Source organism: Amycolatopsis sp. NPDC104587, assembly GCF_055583645.1.
The window spans coordinates 906,879-923,372 of sequence record NZ_JBVJNO010000001.1 but is presented as its reverse complement, the minus strand read 5'-3'; the positions used below and the strand labels follow the sequence as shown (position 1 = coordinate 923,372).

The 16,494-nt window shown below is 70.5% G+C and carries 18 protein-coding genes; 7 read left to right on the top strand and 11 right to left on the bottom strand.

Annotated elements, in window-relative coordinates; genetic code table 11:
* Positions 1 to 194 precede the first annotated feature (194 nt).
* Complete coding sequence (locus ACZ61C_RS04430; RefSeq protein ID WP_465302702.1) at positions 195 to 794, top strand: Pr6Pr family membrane protein; 600 nt, start codon at positions 195 to 197, stop codon at positions 792 to 794.
* On the opposite strand, the gene ACZ61C_RS04425 is transcribed toward ACZ61C_RS04430, so the two are convergent.
* Entirely contained in the window at positions 791 to 2,005 is a 1,215-nt protein-coding gene (locus tag ACZ61C_RS04425) for an NADH:flavin oxidoreductase/NADH oxidase family protein (protein WP_465302700.1), read from the bottom strand. The two genes, ACZ61C_RS04430 and ACZ61C_RS04425, sit on opposite strands and share 4 nt — an antisense overlap.
* A gap of 97 nt (positions 2,006 to 2,102) precedes the next feature.
* Here ACZ61C_RS04425 and ACZ61C_RS04420 point away from each other — a divergent pair, with 97 nt between their 5' ends.
* Positions 2,103 to 2,726 carry an MBL fold metallo-hydrolase gene (locus ACZ61C_RS04420; RefSeq protein WP_465302698.1) on the top strand — a complete coding sequence of 208 codons (624 nt, stop codon included), beginning with the start codon at positions 2,103 to 2,105 and terminating at the stop codon, positions 2,724 to 2,726.
* Here ACZ61C_RS04420 and ACZ61C_RS04415 read toward each other — a convergent pair.
* Both ACZ61C_RS04415 and ACZ61C_RS04410 read right to left on the bottom strand, forming a co-directional pair.
* Positions 2,723 to 3,223, bottom strand: a complete 501-nt coding sequence (locus ACZ61C_RS04415) for a hypothetical protein (protein WP_465302696.1) — start codon at positions 3,221 to 3,223, stop codon at positions 2,723 to 2,725. The genes ACZ61C_RS04420 and ACZ61C_RS04415 overlap by 4 nt on opposite strands.
* Positions 3,217 to 3,684 (bottom strand): DUF309 domain-containing protein, encoded by a 468-nt coding sequence (locus ACZ61C_RS04410; RefSeq protein ID WP_465302694.1) that lies wholly within the window; start codon positions 3,682 to 3,684, stop codon positions 3,217 to 3,219. Before ACZ61C_RS04410 ends, ACZ61C_RS04415 begins: the two co-directional genes overlap by 7 nt.
* A gap of 67 nt (positions 3,685 to 3,751) precedes the next feature.
* On the opposite strand from ACZ61C_RS04410, the gene guaB1 reads away from it, so the two are divergent.
* Positions 3,752 to 5,191: a GMP reductase gene (guaB1, locus tag ACZ61C_RS04405; protein WP_465302692.1), complete on the top strand. Its 1,440-nt coding sequence runs from the start codon at positions 3,752 to 3,754 to the stop codon at positions 5,189 to 5,191.
* A 50-nt stretch (positions 5,192 to 5,241) separates the two neighbouring features.
* On the opposite strand, the gene ACZ61C_RS04400 is transcribed toward guaB1, so the two are convergent.
* The gene (locus ACZ61C_RS04400) at positions 5,242 to 6,534 is read right to left on the bottom strand and encodes a PhoH family protein (RefSeq protein ID WP_465302690.1); all 1,293 of its coding nucleotides are present in this window, start codon (positions 6,532 to 6,534) and stop codon (positions 5,242 to 5,244) included.
* 744 nt (positions 6,535 to 7,278) lie between these two features.
* Between ACZ61C_RS04400 and ACZ61C_RS04395 the strand changes: the two genes are divergently transcribed.
* Positions 7,279 to 7,506, top strand: a complete 228-nt coding sequence (locus ACZ61C_RS04395) for a hypothetical protein (RefSeq protein WP_465302688.1) — start codon at positions 7,279 to 7,281, stop codon at positions 7,504 to 7,506.
* Positions 7,507 to 7,565: 59 nt separating this feature from the next.
* On the opposite strand, the gene ACZ61C_RS04390 is transcribed toward ACZ61C_RS04395, so the two are convergent.
* The gene (locus ACZ61C_RS04390; RefSeq protein WP_465302686.1) at positions 7,566 to 8,342 is read right to left on the bottom strand and encodes an isoprenyl transferase; all 777 of its coding nucleotides are present in this window, start codon (positions 8,340 to 8,342) and stop codon (positions 7,566 to 7,568) included.
* 118 nt (positions 8,343 to 8,460) lie between these two features.
* On the opposite strand from ACZ61C_RS04390, the gene trhA reads away from it, so the two are divergent.
* Positions 8,461 to 9,102: a PAQR family membrane homeostasis protein TrhA gene (gene trhA, locus ACZ61C_RS04385; protein WP_465302792.1), complete on the top strand. Its 642-nt coding sequence runs from the start codon at positions 8,461 to 8,463 to the stop codon at positions 9,100 to 9,102.
* A 163-nt stretch (positions 9,103 to 9,265) separates the two neighbouring features.
* Here trhA and ACZ61C_RS04380 read toward each other — a convergent pair whose 3' ends face one another.
* The 3 genes from ACZ61C_RS04380 to ACZ61C_RS04370 all read right to left on the bottom strand — a co-directional run bounded on the left by ACZ61C_RS04380 (position 9,266) and on the right by ACZ61C_RS04370 (position 10,271).
* Positions 9,266 to 9,469: a hypothetical protein gene (locus ACZ61C_RS04380; protein WP_465302684.1), complete on the bottom strand. Its 204-nt coding sequence runs from the start codon at positions 9,467 to 9,469 to the stop codon at positions 9,266 to 9,268.
* 24 nt (positions 9,470 to 9,493) lie between these two features.
* Positions 9,494 to 9,967: a carboxymuconolactone decarboxylase family protein gene (locus ACZ61C_RS04375; protein ID WP_465302682.1), complete on the bottom strand. Its 474-nt coding sequence runs from the start codon at positions 9,965 to 9,967 to the stop codon at positions 9,494 to 9,496.
* 79 nt (positions 9,968 to 10,046) lie between these two features.
* Entirely contained in the window at positions 10,047 to 10,271 is a 225-nt protein-coding gene (locus tag ACZ61C_RS04370; RefSeq protein WP_465302680.1) for a hypothetical protein, read from the bottom strand.
* Positions 10,272 to 10,508: 237 nt separating this feature from the next.
* Between ACZ61C_RS04370 and ACZ61C_RS04365 the strand changes: the two genes are divergently transcribed.
* Positions 10,509 to 11,369, top strand: coding sequence for a DUF2382 domain-containing protein (locus ACZ61C_RS04365; RefSeq protein ID WP_465302678.1), 861 nt, complete (start codon positions 10,509 to 10,511; stop codon positions 11,367 to 11,369).
* A 48-nt stretch (positions 11,370 to 11,417) separates the two neighbouring features.
* Here ACZ61C_RS04365 and ACZ61C_RS04360 read toward each other — a convergent pair whose 3' ends face one another.
* The 3 genes from ACZ61C_RS04360 to ACZ61C_RS04350 form a co-directional block, all read right to left on the bottom strand.
* Positions 11,418 to 11,876, bottom strand: a complete 459-nt coding sequence (locus ACZ61C_RS04360) for a hypothetical protein (protein WP_465302676.1) — start codon at positions 11,874 to 11,876, stop codon at positions 11,418 to 11,420.
* 101 nt (positions 11,877 to 11,977) lie between these two features.
* On the bottom strand, positions 11,978 to 13,867 hold the full coding sequence (locus ACZ61C_RS04355) for an acyl-CoA dehydrogenase family protein (protein ID WP_465302674.1): 1,890 nt from the start codon (positions 13,865 to 13,867) through the stop codon (positions 11,978 to 11,980).
* An 81-nt stretch (positions 13,868 to 13,948) separates the two neighbouring features.
* Positions 13,949 to 15,328, bottom strand: coding sequence for a glycosyl hydrolase family 28 protein (locus ACZ61C_RS04350; protein WP_465302672.1), 1,380 nt, complete (start codon positions 15,326 to 15,328; stop codon positions 13,949 to 13,951).
* A gap of 174 nt (positions 15,329 to 15,502) precedes the next feature.
* On the opposite strand from ACZ61C_RS04350, the gene ACZ61C_RS04345 reads away from it, so the two are divergent.
* Positions 15,503 to 16,486 (top strand): DUF6745 domain-containing protein, encoded by a 984-nt coding sequence (locus ACZ61C_RS04345; RefSeq protein ID WP_465302670.1) that lies wholly within the window; start codon positions 15,503 to 15,505, stop codon positions 16,484 to 16,486.
* Positions 16,487 to 16,494: the final 8 nt, after the last annotated feature.

The window sequence follows — 16,494 nt, the reverse complement described above, 5'->3', positions numbered from 1 at the left end:
CCCCCCCCCCCCCCCCCCCCCCCCCCCCCCCCCCCCCCCCCCCCCCCCCCCCCCCCCCCCCCCCCCCCCCCCCCCCCCCCCCCCCCCCCCCCTCCACCCCCCCCCCCCCCCCCCCCCCCCCCCCCCCCCCCCCCCCCCCCCCCCCCCCCCCCCCCCCCGGCACCATCAGGTCCACAGTGGACTATCGTCGGGGAATGCCGAAGCTCACCCGCGCCTGGTTCGCGGTCACCGCCGTGGTCGCCCTGACCGGCCTGGTCACCCAGGTCGTCGCGACCGCCCAGGACGCCGACGGCCGGGTGGCGAACCTGCTCTGCTTCTTCACGATCGACTCGAACCTGCTGGTCACGGTCACCTCGGCGCTGGTCGCCCTCGGCGTGGCGCGCGGCCGGCTGTTCTCCGTGCTCTGGCTCGACGCGCTGGTCGGCATCATCGTGACCGGCATCGTCTACCAGGTCGCCCTCGCCGGCCTGTACGACCTGCACGGCCTTCAGCTCTTCTCCGACACCATGCTCCACAAGGTGACGCCGCTGCTGTTCGTGCTGGGCTGGCTCCTCGCCGGCCCGCGCGGCGCGCTGGCCTGGCGCACGGTCTGGTGGTCGCTGCTCTACCCGCTGGCCTGGCTCGCCTTCACGCTGCCGCGCGGCGCAATCACCGGCTTCTACCCGTACCCGTTCGTCGACGCGGGCGCGCTCGGCTACGGCCAGGTGACGCTCAACTGCGTCCTCATCGGCCTGTTCTTCACGGCGCTCGCCGCGGGCGCGTTCCTGTACGAGCGCCGGGTGCGGCCCGCCTAACCCCGGACGCGGCGGAACGCGTTGAGCCCGTCGGTCAGCGCGGACTGCACGAGCGTCGGCAGCGCGCCGCGCCGGTCGACCGGCTTGCCGGCCGCGATCCGGTGCATCTGCCGGGTGTGCCACTGGATCTCCAGCAGGCTGTCGGCCAGCCGGATCCCGGTTTTCGGGCACCGCCGCTCGGCCTGGACGTCTTCGCCGCCCAGCAGTCGTCCCGGCAGCGCGGGATCAACCACGAGCGGCCGGCCGAGCCCGATGACGTCGAGCTCGCCGGAGCTCAGCGCGTCGGTCATGCCGCCGGGGGTCGCGAAGCCGCCGGTGACCATCAGCGCGACGTCGGACACCGAACGCGCCTTCGCGGCGTAGTCCAGGAAGTACGCTTCGCGCGCGACGGTGGTCGCCCGGCCCGAGCCCATCATCGCGGCCTTCTCGTACGTGCCGCCGGAGACCTCCAGCAGGTCGAGCCCGGCCTCGCCGAGCTCACGCACAACCTCCAGGGACTCGTCCTCGGTGAAGCCGCCCCGCTGGAAGTCCGCGCTGTTGAGCTTGACCGACACCGGCACGGCGTCACCCACCGCCGAGCGCACGCGCCGCACCACCTCGAGCAGGAACCGGCGACGGCGGACGGCGTCGCCGCCCCACGCGTCGGTGCGCAGGTTTGTCAGCGGTGAAAGGAACTGCGAGACGAGGTAGCCGTGCGCACCATGGATCTGTACACCCGTGAAGCCCGCTTCGACGAACGTGCCGGCTGCGACGCCGAAGCGTTCGATGATCGCTTCGATCTCTTCGCTCGTGAGGGCGCGCGGAGCGGCGAAGGCGGTACGCACGCCTCGATCGCCGAAAGGCACGGCAGACGGCGCGACGGGCTCCCGGGACAGGTACCGCGGGCTCTGCCGGCCCGGGTGGTTCAGCTGCACCCAGAGCTGCGTGTCGGTGCCGTCGACGGCGCTCGCCCACGGCCGGTAGACGTCCGGGTCCGGGGTCGCCGCGACGTTGCGGGGCTCGCCGAGAGCGGCGGGGTCGACCATGACGTTGCCGGTGATCAGCGCGCCCGCGCCGCCGCGGGCCCATGTCCGGTACAGCTCGTGCAGCTCGCGGGTGGGGGCGTTCCGGCGGTCGCCGAGCTGCTCGCTCAGCGCCGACTTCACCAGCCGGTTGGGCAGGATGGCGCCGCAGCGCAGCTTGAGCGGCTCGGCCAGCAGGTCACGGCTCATCGCGGCGCTCCTCGAACTTACCGGCAGTAAGACTACTCGAAAGTAGCATACCGTCGGTATGTCGTCGACCGGCCAGTTGGCCGTTAGGGTCGGGCCCATGACGGCGATCGTGCAGAACCTGGTGACTTCTGGTGTCTTCGAGCTCGACGGGGGCAGCTGGGACGTCGACAACAACGTGTGGATCGTGGGCGACGACGCCGAAGTGGTCGTGATCGACGCGGCCCACGACGCGAAGGCGATCGCGAACGTCGTCGGCGAGCGGAAACTGGCGGCGATCGTCTGCACCCACGCGCACAACGACCACGTCAACGCGGCCCCCGAGCTGGCCGAGGCCACCGGCGCGCCGATCCTGCTGCACCCGGACGACCGCGTCCTCTGGGACCAGACGCACCCCGACCGCGCGCCGGACGCGGAACTGAAGGACGGCCAGACGATCACCGTCGCGGGCACGGCGCTGCGCGTCATCCACACCCCGGGGCACGCGCCGGGCGCGGTCTGCCTGTACGCCGAAAAGCTCGGCGTGGTGTTCACCGGCGACACGCTCTTCCACGGCGGCCCCGGCGCCACCGGACGGTCCTATTCGGACTACCCGACGATCCTGAAGTCCATCCAGGAGAAGCTGTTCACCCTCCCGGAGGCGACGAAGGTGCACACGGGCCACGGCGAAGGCACCACGATCGGCGCCGAGAAGGCGGCTTCGAGCGGCTGGGACCAGCCCTAGGACGTGTGCTTCCGGGCGACGAGGGCGAACGCCTCGATCGCCCGGTCCAGCTCGGTCACGGCCTTCCGCACGACGGGTGGCAGCCGGAGCCGGTCGAACTCGGCGCCTTCGTCCCGCTCGTGCCGGACGTGGTGCAGGTCCATGTCCTTCTGGCGGACGTCCTCGGCCGCGCCGACCAGCTCGTCCGGCCCGCTCATGACGAGGAGCCCGAGCAGCGAGCGCATCTCCGCGCGCGCCTGGTAGTACTCGTCTTCGTAGCGCGTCATCTCGACGTCCCCGCCGGTCTCCCGTTGCCGGTGGGTGACGTTGAGGCTGACGAGGTGCTGCCGCGCCCGGGCGGCGGCCTCGATGAACGCGCCGCACCGGTCGGCCCGGTCCTGCCGCAGCTTCGCGCGCCTCGCCGCGTTGAGCTTCAGCGGTTCGACCAACGCGCCCAACGTCACGCCGACCAGCGACGCGACGGCCGCGATGACCGCGGCGCCCAGCGCCGTCAGCACGTCAGCCGCGGCGCTGTCGGCTCCACGCGTACGCGCCGCTTCGCCTCTTCGGCCAGGCTTCGCGCCCACTCCTGCAGGCCCGCGACGTTGATGCCGTGCGGCGGCTCGGCCCGGAACGGCTCGATGTTCGCCGCGCCGCGCTCCAGCAGGGACGCCGCGCCGACCGCGTTGCCGCGCGCGGCGTGCGTCAGGCCGACGGCGAGCTGGGCCAGCCCGCGCCACAGCTCGCGGTCGGGGCCGTCCGCGGTCTTCCACGCGTCCTCGAAGACCTCGTGCGCGTGGAACGGCTTGCCGTCGTCGAGCAGCTGCTGCGCCTCCGCAAGCGTTTGCGCCGGGGTCCGCGCGATGCCCTCCGGCTGGCGCTCGACACCCTCTTCGCCGTAGGGAAGCGGGCGGCCGAGACCGTCGCGCGGTCGTGCGTTGCGTGCCCGTCCCTCGGTGTCCCGGTCCCGGCGGCTCATGCCTCGATCCTGCCACGCGCCCGGCCGCGTTCGCCGTCTCCCGGCGAGCCACGTAGCCTGGGGACTCGTGCGTTTCCTCGACGGCCACCGGCCTGCTCACGACCTGACCTACGACGACGTGTTCCTGCTGCCGAACCGTTCGGACGTGGAGTCCCGCTTCGACGTCGACCTGTCCACCGCGGACGGCACCGGCGCGACGATCCCGATCGTGGTCGCGAACATGACCGCCGTCGCCGGCCGCCGGATGGCCGAGACCGTCGCCCGCCGGGGCGGCCTGGTGGTGCTGCCGCAGGACGTGGACGGCACTGCCGTCGCGGAGATCGTCGGCTGGGTGAAGAGCCGCCACACGGTGTGGGACACGCCGCTGGTGCTCACCGGCGGCGACGCGGTGGCCGACGCGCTCAACCTGGTCCACAAGCGTGCTCACGGCGCTGTCGTGGTCGTCGACGGCGAAGGCCGTCCGGTCGGCATCGTCGACGAAGCGGCCTGCGCGGGTGTCGACCGCTTCGCGCGTCTCGCCGACGTCGCGCAGCCGGCGAGCGTCGCGGTCCCGCTCGACACTCCGGCCCGCGAGGTCTTCGAACGGCTGCACGGCGCGGGCGCCCAGCTGGCCCTCGGCCTCGACGCCGACGGCCGCCTCGCGGGCGTGCTGACCGCCGTCGGCGCGCTGCGCGCGGACATCTACATCCCGGCCGTCGACAACGCGGGCAAGCTGCGCGTCGCGGCCGCGGTCGGCGTCAACGGCGATGTCGCGGCGAAGGCCGAAGCCGTGCTGAGCTCGGGGGTCGACGTGCTCGTCGTCGACACCGCGCACGGGCACCAGGAGAAGATGATCGCCGCACTGAAGGCCGTCCGGTCGGTGTCGCCGCAGGTCCCGGTGGTGGCCGGCAACGTCGTCACGGCCGAGGGCACGCGCGACCTGATCCAGGCCGGCGCCGACGTCGTCAAGGTCGGGGTCGGGCCGGGCGCGATGTGCACCACGCGGATGATGACCGGCGTGGGCCGCCCGCAGTTCTCGGCGGTCGCCGAGTGCGCGGCCGCGGCGCGTGAGCTGGGCAAGCACGTCTGGGCCGACGGCGGGGTCCGCCACCCGCGCGACGTCGCGCTGGCGCTGGCCGCGGGCGCGTCCGCGGCGATGGTCGGCTCGTGGTTCGCCGGCACCTACGAATCCCCCGGTGACCTGCGGTTCGACGAGCAGGGCCGGCCGTACAAGGAGTCGTTCGGCATGGCGTCGAAGCGCGCGGTCGGCGCGCGGACGCGCACGGACAACGTCTTCGACCGCGCGCGGAAGGCGCTGTTCGAGGAGGGCATCTCGTCGTCGCGGATGTCCCTCGACCCGGCCCGCCCGGGTGTCGAGGACCTGCTGGACTCGATCGGCTCGGGCGTCCGCTCGTCGTGCACGTACGCGGGCGCGCGCACCCTGGAGGAGTTCCACGAGCGGGCTTTGCTGGGCGTCCAGTCGGCGGCGGGCTTCGCGGAGGGCCGCCCCCTCCCCTCCGGCTGGTAAAAAGCCGTGAAGGCCACCTCGAGCCGAGGTGGCCTTCACGGACTTCAAGCTCAGCCGTGGTCCTCCAGCATCTCGGTGACGAGCGCCGCGATCGGCGAGCGCTCCGAGCGGGTCAGCGTGACGTGCGCGAACAACGGGTGGCCCTTCAGCTTCTCGATCACCGCCGAGACGCCGTCGTGCCGGCCGACGCGCAGGTTGTCGCGCTGGGCGACGTCGTGCGTGAGCACCACCCGCGACGCCGTGCCGAGCCGCGAGAGCACCGTCAGGAGCACGTTGCGCTCCAGTGACTGCGCCTCGTCGACGATCACGAACGCGTCGTGCAGCGAACGGCCGCGGATGTGCGTCAGCGGGAGCACCTCGAGCATGCCGCGGTCGAAGACCTCGTCGAGGACGTCCTGGCTGACCAGCGCGCCGAGCGTGTCGAACACCGCCTGCGCCCAGGGCTGCATCTTCTCGCTCTCGGACCCGGGCAGGTAGCCGAGGTCCTGGCCGCCGACCGCGTAGACCGGCCGGAACACCACCACCTTGCGGTGCTGACGGCGTTCCATCACCGCCTCGAGGCCGGCGCACAGCGCGAGCGCCGACTTGCCGGTGCCGGCGCGCCCGCCCAGCGAAACGATGCCGACGTCGGAGTCGAGCAGCAGGTCGAGCGCGATGCGCTGCTCGGCGCTGCGGCCATGCAGCCCGAACGCCTCGCGGTCGCCCCGCACCAGCCGGATGCGCTTGTCCGCCGTGATCCGCCCCAGCGCGCTCGAGCTGCCCGCGAGCAGCCGCAGCCCGGTGTGGCAGGGCAGCTCGGCGAGGTCGTCCAGGCCGTACTCGACCGGGTCGACGGTGCCGCCGCCGAAGAGCGTGTCGAGCACGTCCTGCTCGACGTCGACGTCCGCCATGCCCGTCCAGCCGGACGGCGTGACGTCCTGCGCGCGGTACTCGTCGGCCTCCAGGCCCACGGCGCCCGCCTTGACCCGCAGCGGAATGTCCTTCGTCACCAGGGTGACCGCCGGGAACTCCGCCGCCAAATTGAGCGCACAGGCGAGGATGCGGTGGTCGTTGGAGTCGGTGCGGAACCCGACCGGGAGCACCGTCGGGTCCGAGTGGTTCAGCTCCACCTGCAGCGTGCCGCCGTGGTCCCCGATGGGGAGCGGCGCGTCGAGCCTGCCGTGCTGCCGGCGCAGGTCGTCGAGCATGCGCAGGGACTCCCGGGCGAACCAGCCGAGCTCCGGGTGGTGGCGCTTCGCCTCCAGTTCACTGATGACGACCAGCGGAAGCACGACGGCATGCTCGGCGAAGCGGGTGACCGCCCACGGGTCCGACAGGAGGACCGACGTGTCGAGCACGTACATGTGCTGCTGGAATTCGGGCGAGGTCGAGGCTTTCTCCGGGCCAGGAACGGCACCGGTCGAAGAACGGCCAGAGGCCTTACGGGGCAAACGCTGCGCAGTCACGACGGCATCTCCCTCGAGGGCGTGTGCACCTCACGCCCGCACTCGCTGGGCCGGGCACCTCCCTGGCTGGACCACTCCCTCTGACCGGTGGGTCAGGTGGCGCGGCCACGAGGGCCGGGTGCCGGCCCCCTCGTGCGTCTCGTGGGCGGCTGCGCCGCCCCCTCGATCACCGTCACGACCAGGGCCTCCCGCGAGGACCCGCACGGAACGCGTGCCCTCACCACGGAAGGTACATACGAATGCCGGATCGCGCAGGAAGCCAACACGGTGATTCGCCAGATCGTCACCTCACTGTCGGTCGTCCGACATCGACGTCCCGTGACCTTCACCCTGCGTAGCCGACGTCTCGATCGGTGCACCCACGTCGGAATGATCTTGGGAAAATTGCTGACCCGGCGTATTCACAAAATCGACTTCAGGGTTCTACCACGTTCGGAGCAATGGTGCATTTTGCGCGACCAAGAGAGAACCGTTACGAGTGAAAGCGCCTGCGTCAGGCTCACACAATGGGCGTACAAGACGTACGAAGAGCCCGATAAGCGAGTAATTTTTTGACTGCGGGACACACCACCGGTCCTCCGGTGCCCCGGATCCCAACAGTTCTACCTAGGAGTGTGCGAAGTGCTGAAGAAGGCTGGTTTCGTGGCCGCCACCGCTGCGGGCCTCATGATGATCGGCAGCACCGCGTTCGCCGCGACGGGCGACCACGGCGGCACCCCGGACCCGACGTTCGGCGACGCGTACGCCACGTTCATCGAGGGCGGCGGCGCGCTGGGCTACGGCGCGGCCTCCCTGGTCGCCGGCGCCTACACCGGCGTGCTGACCTCGCCGGCGCTGGTCCTGCACTCGCTGGAGCACCACCACCACTGAGTCAGGTCTTCGAAGGGCCCCGGAGCTCGCTCCGGGGCCCTTCGGTGTGTTCAGGAGCCTCAGGAGCCGAACCGGCGGTGCCGCCAGGCGTAGTCGCGGATCGCCCGCAGGAAGTCGACCCGGCGGAATGCCGGCCAATACGCTTCGGTGAACCAGAATTCCGAATGCGCGGACTGCCAGAGCAGGAATCCGGAAAGACGCTGTTCACCGGAAGTGCGGATGATGAGGTCCGGATCCGGCTGCCCCGAGGTGTAGAGGTGCTCGGAGATGTGGTCGACGTCGAGGATTTTCGCCATCTCGTGAATGGACGTGCCTTCATCGGCGTGCTGGAGCAGCAGCTTGCGCACGGCGTCCGCGATCTCCTGGCGCCCGCCGTAACCGACAGCGACGTTGACCTCCATGCCGGTACGCCCTTCGGTGCGCGCGGCGGCTTCGCTGAGTTTCTTCGCGACTTCGCTGGGTAACAGGTCGAGCGCGCCGACGATCCGCAGCTGCCACGGCGTCCCGGGCGCGGCGAGCTCGTCGGTGACGTCGGTGATGATCTTCAGCAGCGGCGTGAGCTCGTCCGGGTCGCGGTTGAGGTTGTCGGTGGACAGCAGCCACATGGTGACGACCTCGACGTCGGCCTCCCGGCACCAGCTCAGGAAGTCCGCGATCTTCTTCGCGCCGGCCCGATGACCGTCCGCGACGTCCGCGAAGCCCGCTTCGCGCGCCCACCGGCGGTTGCCGTCGAGCATGATGGCGATGTGCCGGGGATGCCGGCCGCGGGCCTGCTGGATGAGGCGCCTGCCGTAGGCGCTGTACACGACGTCGGACAAGAAGGAGCGAACACTCACGTCGAGGAAGAGTACGCACCCGGTGTGAGGCGCGTGACTCGCATTGAGCAGTGCTGGAGAACCTACGGTCCCGTAACCTGGACGGGTGAGCCTGACGACGGAACCACCCGAGCCCATCGTGGACCTCCGGCCGCGCCTGAGGGGCCACATCCACTTCTGGACGTTCTTCGGCGCGGTAGCGGCCGCGGCGGCGCTGATCAGCTTGGCGGCGTCCACAGTGTCCCCGGTGGCGGCGCTGGCGACGTCGGTCTACGGCCTCACAGTGCTCGGCCTGTTCGGCGTGAGCGCGCTGTACCACCGTCGTTTGTGGAGCCCCCGCGCGTACAAGTGGATGAAGCGCGCGGACCACTCGATGATCTTCCTGTTCATCGCGGGCACGTACACCCCGTTCACCCTGCTGGCGATGTCCAAGCCGACGGGTTACGTGATCCTGTCGATCGTCTGGGGCGGAGCGGTCCTGGGTGTGGCGCTGAAGATGCTGTGGCCGCACGCGCCGCGGTGGGTCGGGGTGCCGATCTACATCGCTTTGGGCTGGGTCGCGGTTTTCGTCTTCCCTGAGCTGGCTTCGCATGCCGGGATCGCGGCGTTGGTGTTGCTGTGCGTGGGCGGGCTGTTTTACACGCTGGGGGCGGCGTTTTACGGGTTCAAGTGGCCGAACCACTGGCCGGATACCTTTGGGTACCACGAGTTCTTCCACGCCTGCACCGTGCTTGCGGCGGTTTCGCATTACATCGCGATCTGGCTGGCCATGTACGCCTAGCCTCGCGCTTACCTGCATCCCGAAGCCTGATTGTGACGACGGCCGGTAGCACCGCGTCAAGACGGGAAAGCGTGTCTTGACCCGGCACCACCGGCCGTGTTCTGGCTTCGGATCGGGATGCAGGGTGGGGCCTGGCCGGGGTCCGCCAGGTCCGAACACCCGGCTACCCCTGCGGCTTCAACCGCCGATACCGCGCCCACTGGATCCCCGTGTAAGGCACCAGCACCGCCACCCAAAGCCAGGATGTCCACCAACGCGACACCAGCGCCACGAAGACGAACAACACCATGGCCGCCGCACCGGCGATCACGCCGGCCAGGGCACGTCTCCGGGAACCGGCGCCCTGCGTTTCTCCCCCAGCGCTCATGCGCTCAGCTTGCCGTACCGAGACTCAGCCGAACATCCCCGACTGATACTCCCCAGCCGGGTTTCGCAAGATCACATTCAGCCGGTTCCACGTGTTGATCTCCGCCACCAAGCACACCAGCGCGCCGACCTGCTCGTCGTCGTAGTGCTTGCGGACCGATTCCCACGTCTCGTCGCTGACGCCTTCGTGCGCGTCCGCCAGGCGGGTTCCCTCCTCCGCCAGCGCCAGGGCCGCGCGCTCGGCCTCGGTGAACACCGTTGCCTCGCGCCACGCTGCCACCAGCGCCAAGCGGACCGCCGTCTCGCCGGCCGCTGCCGCGTCCTTCGTGTGCATGTCCAGGCACATTCCGCAGCCGTTGATCTGGCTCGCGCGGATCTTCACCAGCTCCTGCGTCGCCTTCGGGAGGCCGGACTCCTCGATCGGGCGGGACGCCGCGATCAGGCGCTTGAAGAACTTGCTCGTGACCTCGTTCTCGAACATGTTGAGACGCGCTTCCATGGTGCTTCCCTTCCTCTGGAGTTCCACAGCCTTGACGCGGTGGCGCCCCGAGTTGTGACAGCGGCGGGAGTGGCTCCGGTCACAGTGGCAGGACCTGCTTCGCCGCGTCGCGGGCTGCGGCCGCCAGCTTCACCATGAACTTGGCGAACTCGATGTCCTCCGCGCGGTTGCGGGGCGGGGCGAGCGTCATCGTCACTTCGCCGAGCTTCAGCACCACCGCCGGCAGCGGGTGGTCCCAGCCGACGAACTGCATCACCGCGTCCGCGTCCGCGGGGACGCGCCACATCACTTCGCACTCGTCCATGCCCCCTGCTTCCCAGGGAGGCCGAGGTCCACACCTTCGCGCCATCACCCACGCCGCCCGGCGCCGCGGTGGCACCCTCGCCGACCTGCGGGGACACCTCGGGCCTGACCAGCGGGGACCGCTTCAAACCACCACCTTCGTGGGTCACCCACGGGTGCACCACGGCGGTTGCCGTGATCAACAGCACGGCCGACCGTAACCCCTACAGACCCAACGCGTGGAAGGAGCAGCACAGCGATGGCCAAGACCATGCAGCCCCAGGAGCTCATCGACAGTGCCGTGGTCGACCCGGCCGGCAACAAGCTCGGGAAGGTCGGCAACGTCTACCTCGCCGACGCGACCCGCCAGCCGGAGTGGATCACCGTCAAGACCGGCCTGTTCGGGACCAAGGAGAGCTTCGTCCCGCTCTCCGGCGCGCACACCGACAAGGACGGCGTGCACGTCCGGGTCGACAAGGACGCCGTCTCGGACGCGCCGCGCATCGACGCCGACGGGCACCTTTCCCCTGAAGAGAGCGCGCAGCTCTACCAGCACTACGGCCTCCCGGTGCCGCGCACCTCGCCCGACGGCCGGATGGACGACCGGTCGCAGGGCCGCGACCCGGCGATGGGCGGCGCCGGGAAAGGCCGGGCGGGCCAGGAGAAGGCCGGAATGGCCGACGCGGGCCAGGGCATGGCCGGCCGCGGTAAGGCCGGCGACCCGGCGATGGGCCGCGGCAAGTCCGAAAAGGACGACGACCGGGTCATGACGCGCTCCGAGGAGCGGCTCAACGTCGGCACCGAGCAGGTCGAGACCGGGCACGTGCGGCTGCGCAAGTACGTCGTCACCGAAGAGCAGCAGGTCACCGTGCCGGTGCGGCACGAAGAGGTGCGCATCGAGCGCGAGCCGATCAAGGACGGCCAGGCCGGCGGCGACATCGGCGAGGCCGAACAGGACGTCGTCCTGCACGCGGAGAAGCCGGTGGTGCGCAAGGAAACCGTGCCGGTCGAGCGGGTGCGCCTGCGGACGGAGACGGTCACCGACGAGCAGACCGTCTCGGGCAAGGTCCGCAAGGAGCAGTTCGAGGTCACCGACGACAACGGCAAGCACCGCAAGTAGGACCGCCCGGTGCGGGCGGCCGGGCCCCGACCCCGGCCGCCCCCGGGTTCAGGCCGGGGCCGTGCGCAGGCGCGCCAGCCCGGCCAGCAGCCGCAGGCCCTTCTTCCGCATCGACGGCGGGAACGGCGGCATCGACAACGTCAGCGCGCGGTCCGCGCCCTGGACGTACAGCTCGAACTTCACCAGGAAGCCGCTCGTCGGCTCGGTGATCGCGACCTGCTCGCGCGGCACGCCGAACAAGGCCTTGCGCGGGCCGCCGGTCGACGGGTCGGCCTCGAAGAACAGCAGCTGACGGTCGGTCAGCAGCAGGTAGAGCTCGCGCTGGGTCGTGATCGAGAACATCATGCCGCCGCTGAGCACGGCGGTGGCGACACCGAGGGCGACACCCTGGCCGAAGACCTGGCGGACCGAGCCCACCTTGGCCATCGTGACCACTTCGGGCGTTTCGCCCGGTTGCATCAGCGGTGCGGCGAGCTCGAGCAAGCGTCTTTCACGGCGTGCGCCCATGGCGGGTTCCTTCGGGGAGCGGGAGCGGACGCGTTAGCGTAGAGCACGCGCGCCGCTCCCCTTTCCCTTGGCTTCACAGGGAAACCGCCCCAAAGGGACGATCAGGACGCCAGCATCGGCGCCGCCAGGAACTGGTCCGGGATGGCGAACGCGTCGACCAGGGCCCGCGCGTGCGGGCGCAGCTGGGCGCACAGGCCGTTCACCGCCGCGGTGACGGCCTTTCCCCGTGCCGCCGACAAGCGGCCGTGGCCCAGGAACCAGGCCAGATCTTCCTCGATCGCCGACAGCGCGTAGAGGTCGCAGACGCGCTCCAGCAGCGAACGGGCGTCCGCGTCTTCACACCGGGAGATCGCCGACGCGAACGCCGACAGGACCAGCCGCTCGACGTGCACCCGGCCCGCGCGCAGCACGTGGTCCTGCGCCGAGTTGAACACGCCGAACGGGTCCGACGCCGCCTTGCGCAGGCGCTTCGCCACGCCCTCGACGACGTGCTCCTCGCGGTCCTCGAACAGCCGCAGCTGCCACTCACGGCTGAAGAACACGTCCGAGTCCGACCCCTCGGTGAGCGCGTCGAGCGCCTTGCGCACGGACGTCCGCTCCAGGATCGCGCTGACCACCTGGTCGGTGAAGAACCGGGCCGTGGCCAGCGGCGAGAGGTCCTCGAAGTCGTGTTTGTAGCTGGTCAGCAGGCCTTTCGCGACCAGCTGCAGCAGAACGGTGTTGTCCCCTTCGAACGTCGTGAAGACGTCGGTGTCGGCCTTCAGCCCGGGCAGCAGGTTCTCCGCCAGGTACCCCGCGCCGCCGCAGGCCTCGCGCGCGGCTTGGATCGTCGCCGTCGCGTGCCACGTGTTGAGCGCCTTCAGGCCGGCCGCGCGCGACTCCAGCTCGCGCTGCTCCTCCTCGGGCGCCGACGAGTCGATGTCGTGCAGCTTCGAGACGAGCTCTGCCTGCGCGAAGTGCAGCGCGTACGACTTCGCCAGCGCCGGCAGCAGCTTCCGCTGGTGGCCGAGGTAGTCGAGGATGACCACCTCGTCGCCGTCCGGGGTCATGAACTGCCGCCGCTGCTCGCCGTAGCGGACGGCCAGGGCCAGCGCGCGTTTTGTCGCGCTTCCCGCGCTTCCGCCGACACTGACGCGCCCGCGGATCAGCGTGCCGAGCATGGTGAAGAAGCGGCGGCTGTCGCTCTCGATCGGGCTCGAGTACGTGCCGTCCTCGGCGACGTCGCCGAAGCGGTTCAGCAGCGCCTCGCGCGGGACCCGGACGTTGTCGAAGCTCAGCCGTCCGTTGTCGACGCCGTTGAGGCCCGCCTTCGGGCCGCAGTCCTCGATGGACACTCCCGGCGCCGGCGCGCCGGCCTCGTCGCGGATCGGCACCAGGAACGCGTGCACCCCGCGGGACTCGCCGCCGGTGACGAGCTGGGCGAACACCACCGCCATCCGGCCGTCGCGGGCCGCGTTGCCGATGTACTCCTTCTTTGCCATGGCATCCGGGGTGTGCACGACGAACCCGCCGTCCACATAGGTCGCCGTGGTGCGCAGGTGCTGGACGTCGGAGCCGTGGCCGTGTTCGGTCATCGCGAAGCAGCCGAGCAGGCGCAGGTCGATGATCTCGCGCAGGTGCCGCTCGTGGTGGCGCTGCGTGCCCAGCAGCTGGACGGCGCCGCCGAACAGTCCCCATTGGACACCGGCCTTCACCATCAGCGACAGGTCGCCGTAGCCCAGCATCTCGAACGACGTCACCGAGCCGCCGACGTCACCACCGCCGCCGTAGGCCGAATCGAAGCCCAGGCCGGGCCGGTCGGTCTCGGCGAGCGCGCGCAGCTGGTCGAGCACCTGGGCGCGGTGCGCCTCGACGCCGAGGTTCACCGGGTCCCGGAACTCGGTGCCGCTCATCTGCGCGCGCACCCCGCGGCGCAGCTCGGCCCAGCGGCCGTCGAGGACGGTGGTCAGCTCGTCCGGATCCACCTTCGACGGCACTTCGGGGATGTCCACGGCTAACCTCCGGAAAGGACGGACGGCAGGCTTCCTACTCGTTGGTAGTAAGCCTGCCGCAGCCGCGCCGATCCTGCCACGTCAGACGGGCTTGCCGTTCACCGTCACGTTCGTGAACCGCGCGTTGTCCACGTACTTCAGCGTGTTCGAGGCGTCGGACACACCCGCGAACTTCGAGTCCGAAACGGCGAACCCGTGCACGTGGGCGGCGGAAAGCCCGCTGACGTCGAAGGTCTTGCCGGCGATCTTCGTGCTCGTGCAGTTGCTGATCGTGAACGGCCCGAACGAGGGAGGTGTCTTCCCCGTCTGACTGTTGTACGTCGACGTCACGAACACGAAGTTCCGCGCGAAAGTGCCGGAAATGCTGTCGAGGTTGATGTTCTCCGAGAACCCGCCACGCAGCGTGTTCGACTTCACGTACAGGGCGAACTTGGTGTCACCCTTCACGGTGAGCTGGTACGCGTAGACGTTGCGGATCCCGCCGGTCTGCTCGCTGCCGCAGGTGATCGCGCCCCAGTTGCCGTTCATCACGCAGTTCACCACCACGAGGTTCTGACACGGGACGTTCACCCGGCGCCCGTCGGCGTCGCGGCCGGACTTGATCGCGATGTTGTCGTCGTGCGCGCCGAGGCCGCAGTTCGCGATGACCACGTGGTCGCACGACTCCGGGTCGCAGCCGTCGGTGTTGGAGTGCGCGGTGCCGGGGTCGGTGCTGACGCCGTCGACGGTCACGTTGCGGCACAGCGTCGGGTGCAGCTGCCAGAACATCGAGTTCTTCAGCGTGATGCCCTGGATCAGCACGTTCTCGCACGCGTACGGCTCGACGAACGTCGACCGCATGGTGTGCCCGGAGCCGGGCACCACCCGCTTCTCCGGCGGGGTTCCCTTGGCCACCAGCGTTTCCAGGTAGGCGCGGTCGCTGCCCTTGTTCCACGACGACGTCGCGGCCGCGTCGAGCGTGCCGCTGCCGGTGAGGGCGATGTTCTTTTCCCGGTAGGCGTAGATCATCGGCGAATGGTTGACGCACTCGATGCCTTCGTAGCGCGTGAGCACGTTCGGGAACTTCGACGCGTCACCGCCGAACTTCAGCACGGCGCCGGATTCGAGGTGCAGGTCGACGTTGCTCTTCAGGTAGACCGCGCCGGTCAGGAAGGTCCCCTGGGGCACGGTGACGTGGCCGCCGCCGGCCGCGGCGCAGGCGTCGACCGCCTTCCTGATCGCCGCGGTGTTGTCGGTCTTGCCGTCGTTCTTCGCGCCGTAGTCAGTGATCGCGAACGTCCGGTCCGGGAACACGGGGATCGTCGTGTTCGCGACGATGTCGTTCGCCGCCGGCCACGGGAGCGTGGGGACGTCGACGCGGTACTGGCGGGGCGCGGCCGAAGCGATGCCGGGCAGCAGCGGCACCGCCGCCACCGCGAGCCCGCCTTTGATCAGCTGCCGCCGGGTGAACCTGCCGTCCATGGGCGTGTTCCTTCACGTGAAAGACCCTGTGTGACGGCGGAACCCCCGGCACGGACCGCGAGCACGACGAACTCTAAGCGCGGAAGCCGCTCCAGGTCCAGGGTTGCGCGAGCGGCGAAAGTGCTGTCATGATCGGTCCATGTCGATCCGAAAGGGCGTGCGCGCCCTCGCGCGTTGAGCGCCTCCCGGCGGCCGGACCGCCGTATTCCCGACTTTTCCGCATGGCTGAAGCACGCCTTCCGCACCGATCCCGCTGATCGTGCGACGGCCGAGGACGCCATCACCCGGCTCTACGCGCTGCTGGGCGAGCCGCCGCCCGCGTTCGTGTGGGTGCCTTCGCCGAATGCCGCCGTGCCGCACCTGCCGCCACCGCAAGCGCTTTCCACGACCGGGCCGCTGCCGCTCGAAGCGCGGCTGGCCACGCGTGTCGCCCAGCTGCGCCGGCACGACCGGCGACCGGACCCGGTGCTGTGGCCGACCGTCAAGGAGTCCTTCGCCGCGCTGGTCCGGGCCGCGGTCCGGCAGCAGTTCGGGCTCCATTGGTACGGCCAGCAGGACGCTTACTGGGTGGCCGGCTGCCGGCCTGGTCCGGAGGCCGAACTGTGGGCGGCCTTGGTGCGGTCCTGCGGCTGGTGGTGGCCGCGCGAAGGCTTCTGCGTGGTCGCCGAACGGCCGCTGGCGGTCCGCACCGAGCCCGCAGGAAGCGCTTACCGGTTGCACAGCGCGTCCGGGCCCGCGGTGGTTTATCCCGACGGCTGGGCCGTGCACGTCTGGCACGGCACGCGGGTGCCGTCCTGGGTGGTCGAAAACCCCACCGCCGACCGGATCAACCGGGAGCTCAACGTCGAGGTGCGCCGCTGCGCCATCGAAAACCTGGGCTGGCCCGCCTACATCGACCAGGCCGGGCTGCGGCTGCTGAGCCGGGCGCCCGATCCGGGCAACCCCGGCTGTGAGCTGCGGCTCTACAACCTGCCGCCGCAGAAGTGGCATGCGCCAACGCGGCTGCTGCTGGCCGTCAACGGCTCCGTGGAGCGCGACGGCACCCGCCGCCGCTACGGGCTGCGCGTGCCCGCCGGATTCGACCATCCCCTCGACGCGGCCGGCTGGTCGTACGGGCTCACCGGAGCCCAGTACGCCGGCTTGCGGCGCCGGACCTGACCCACGAG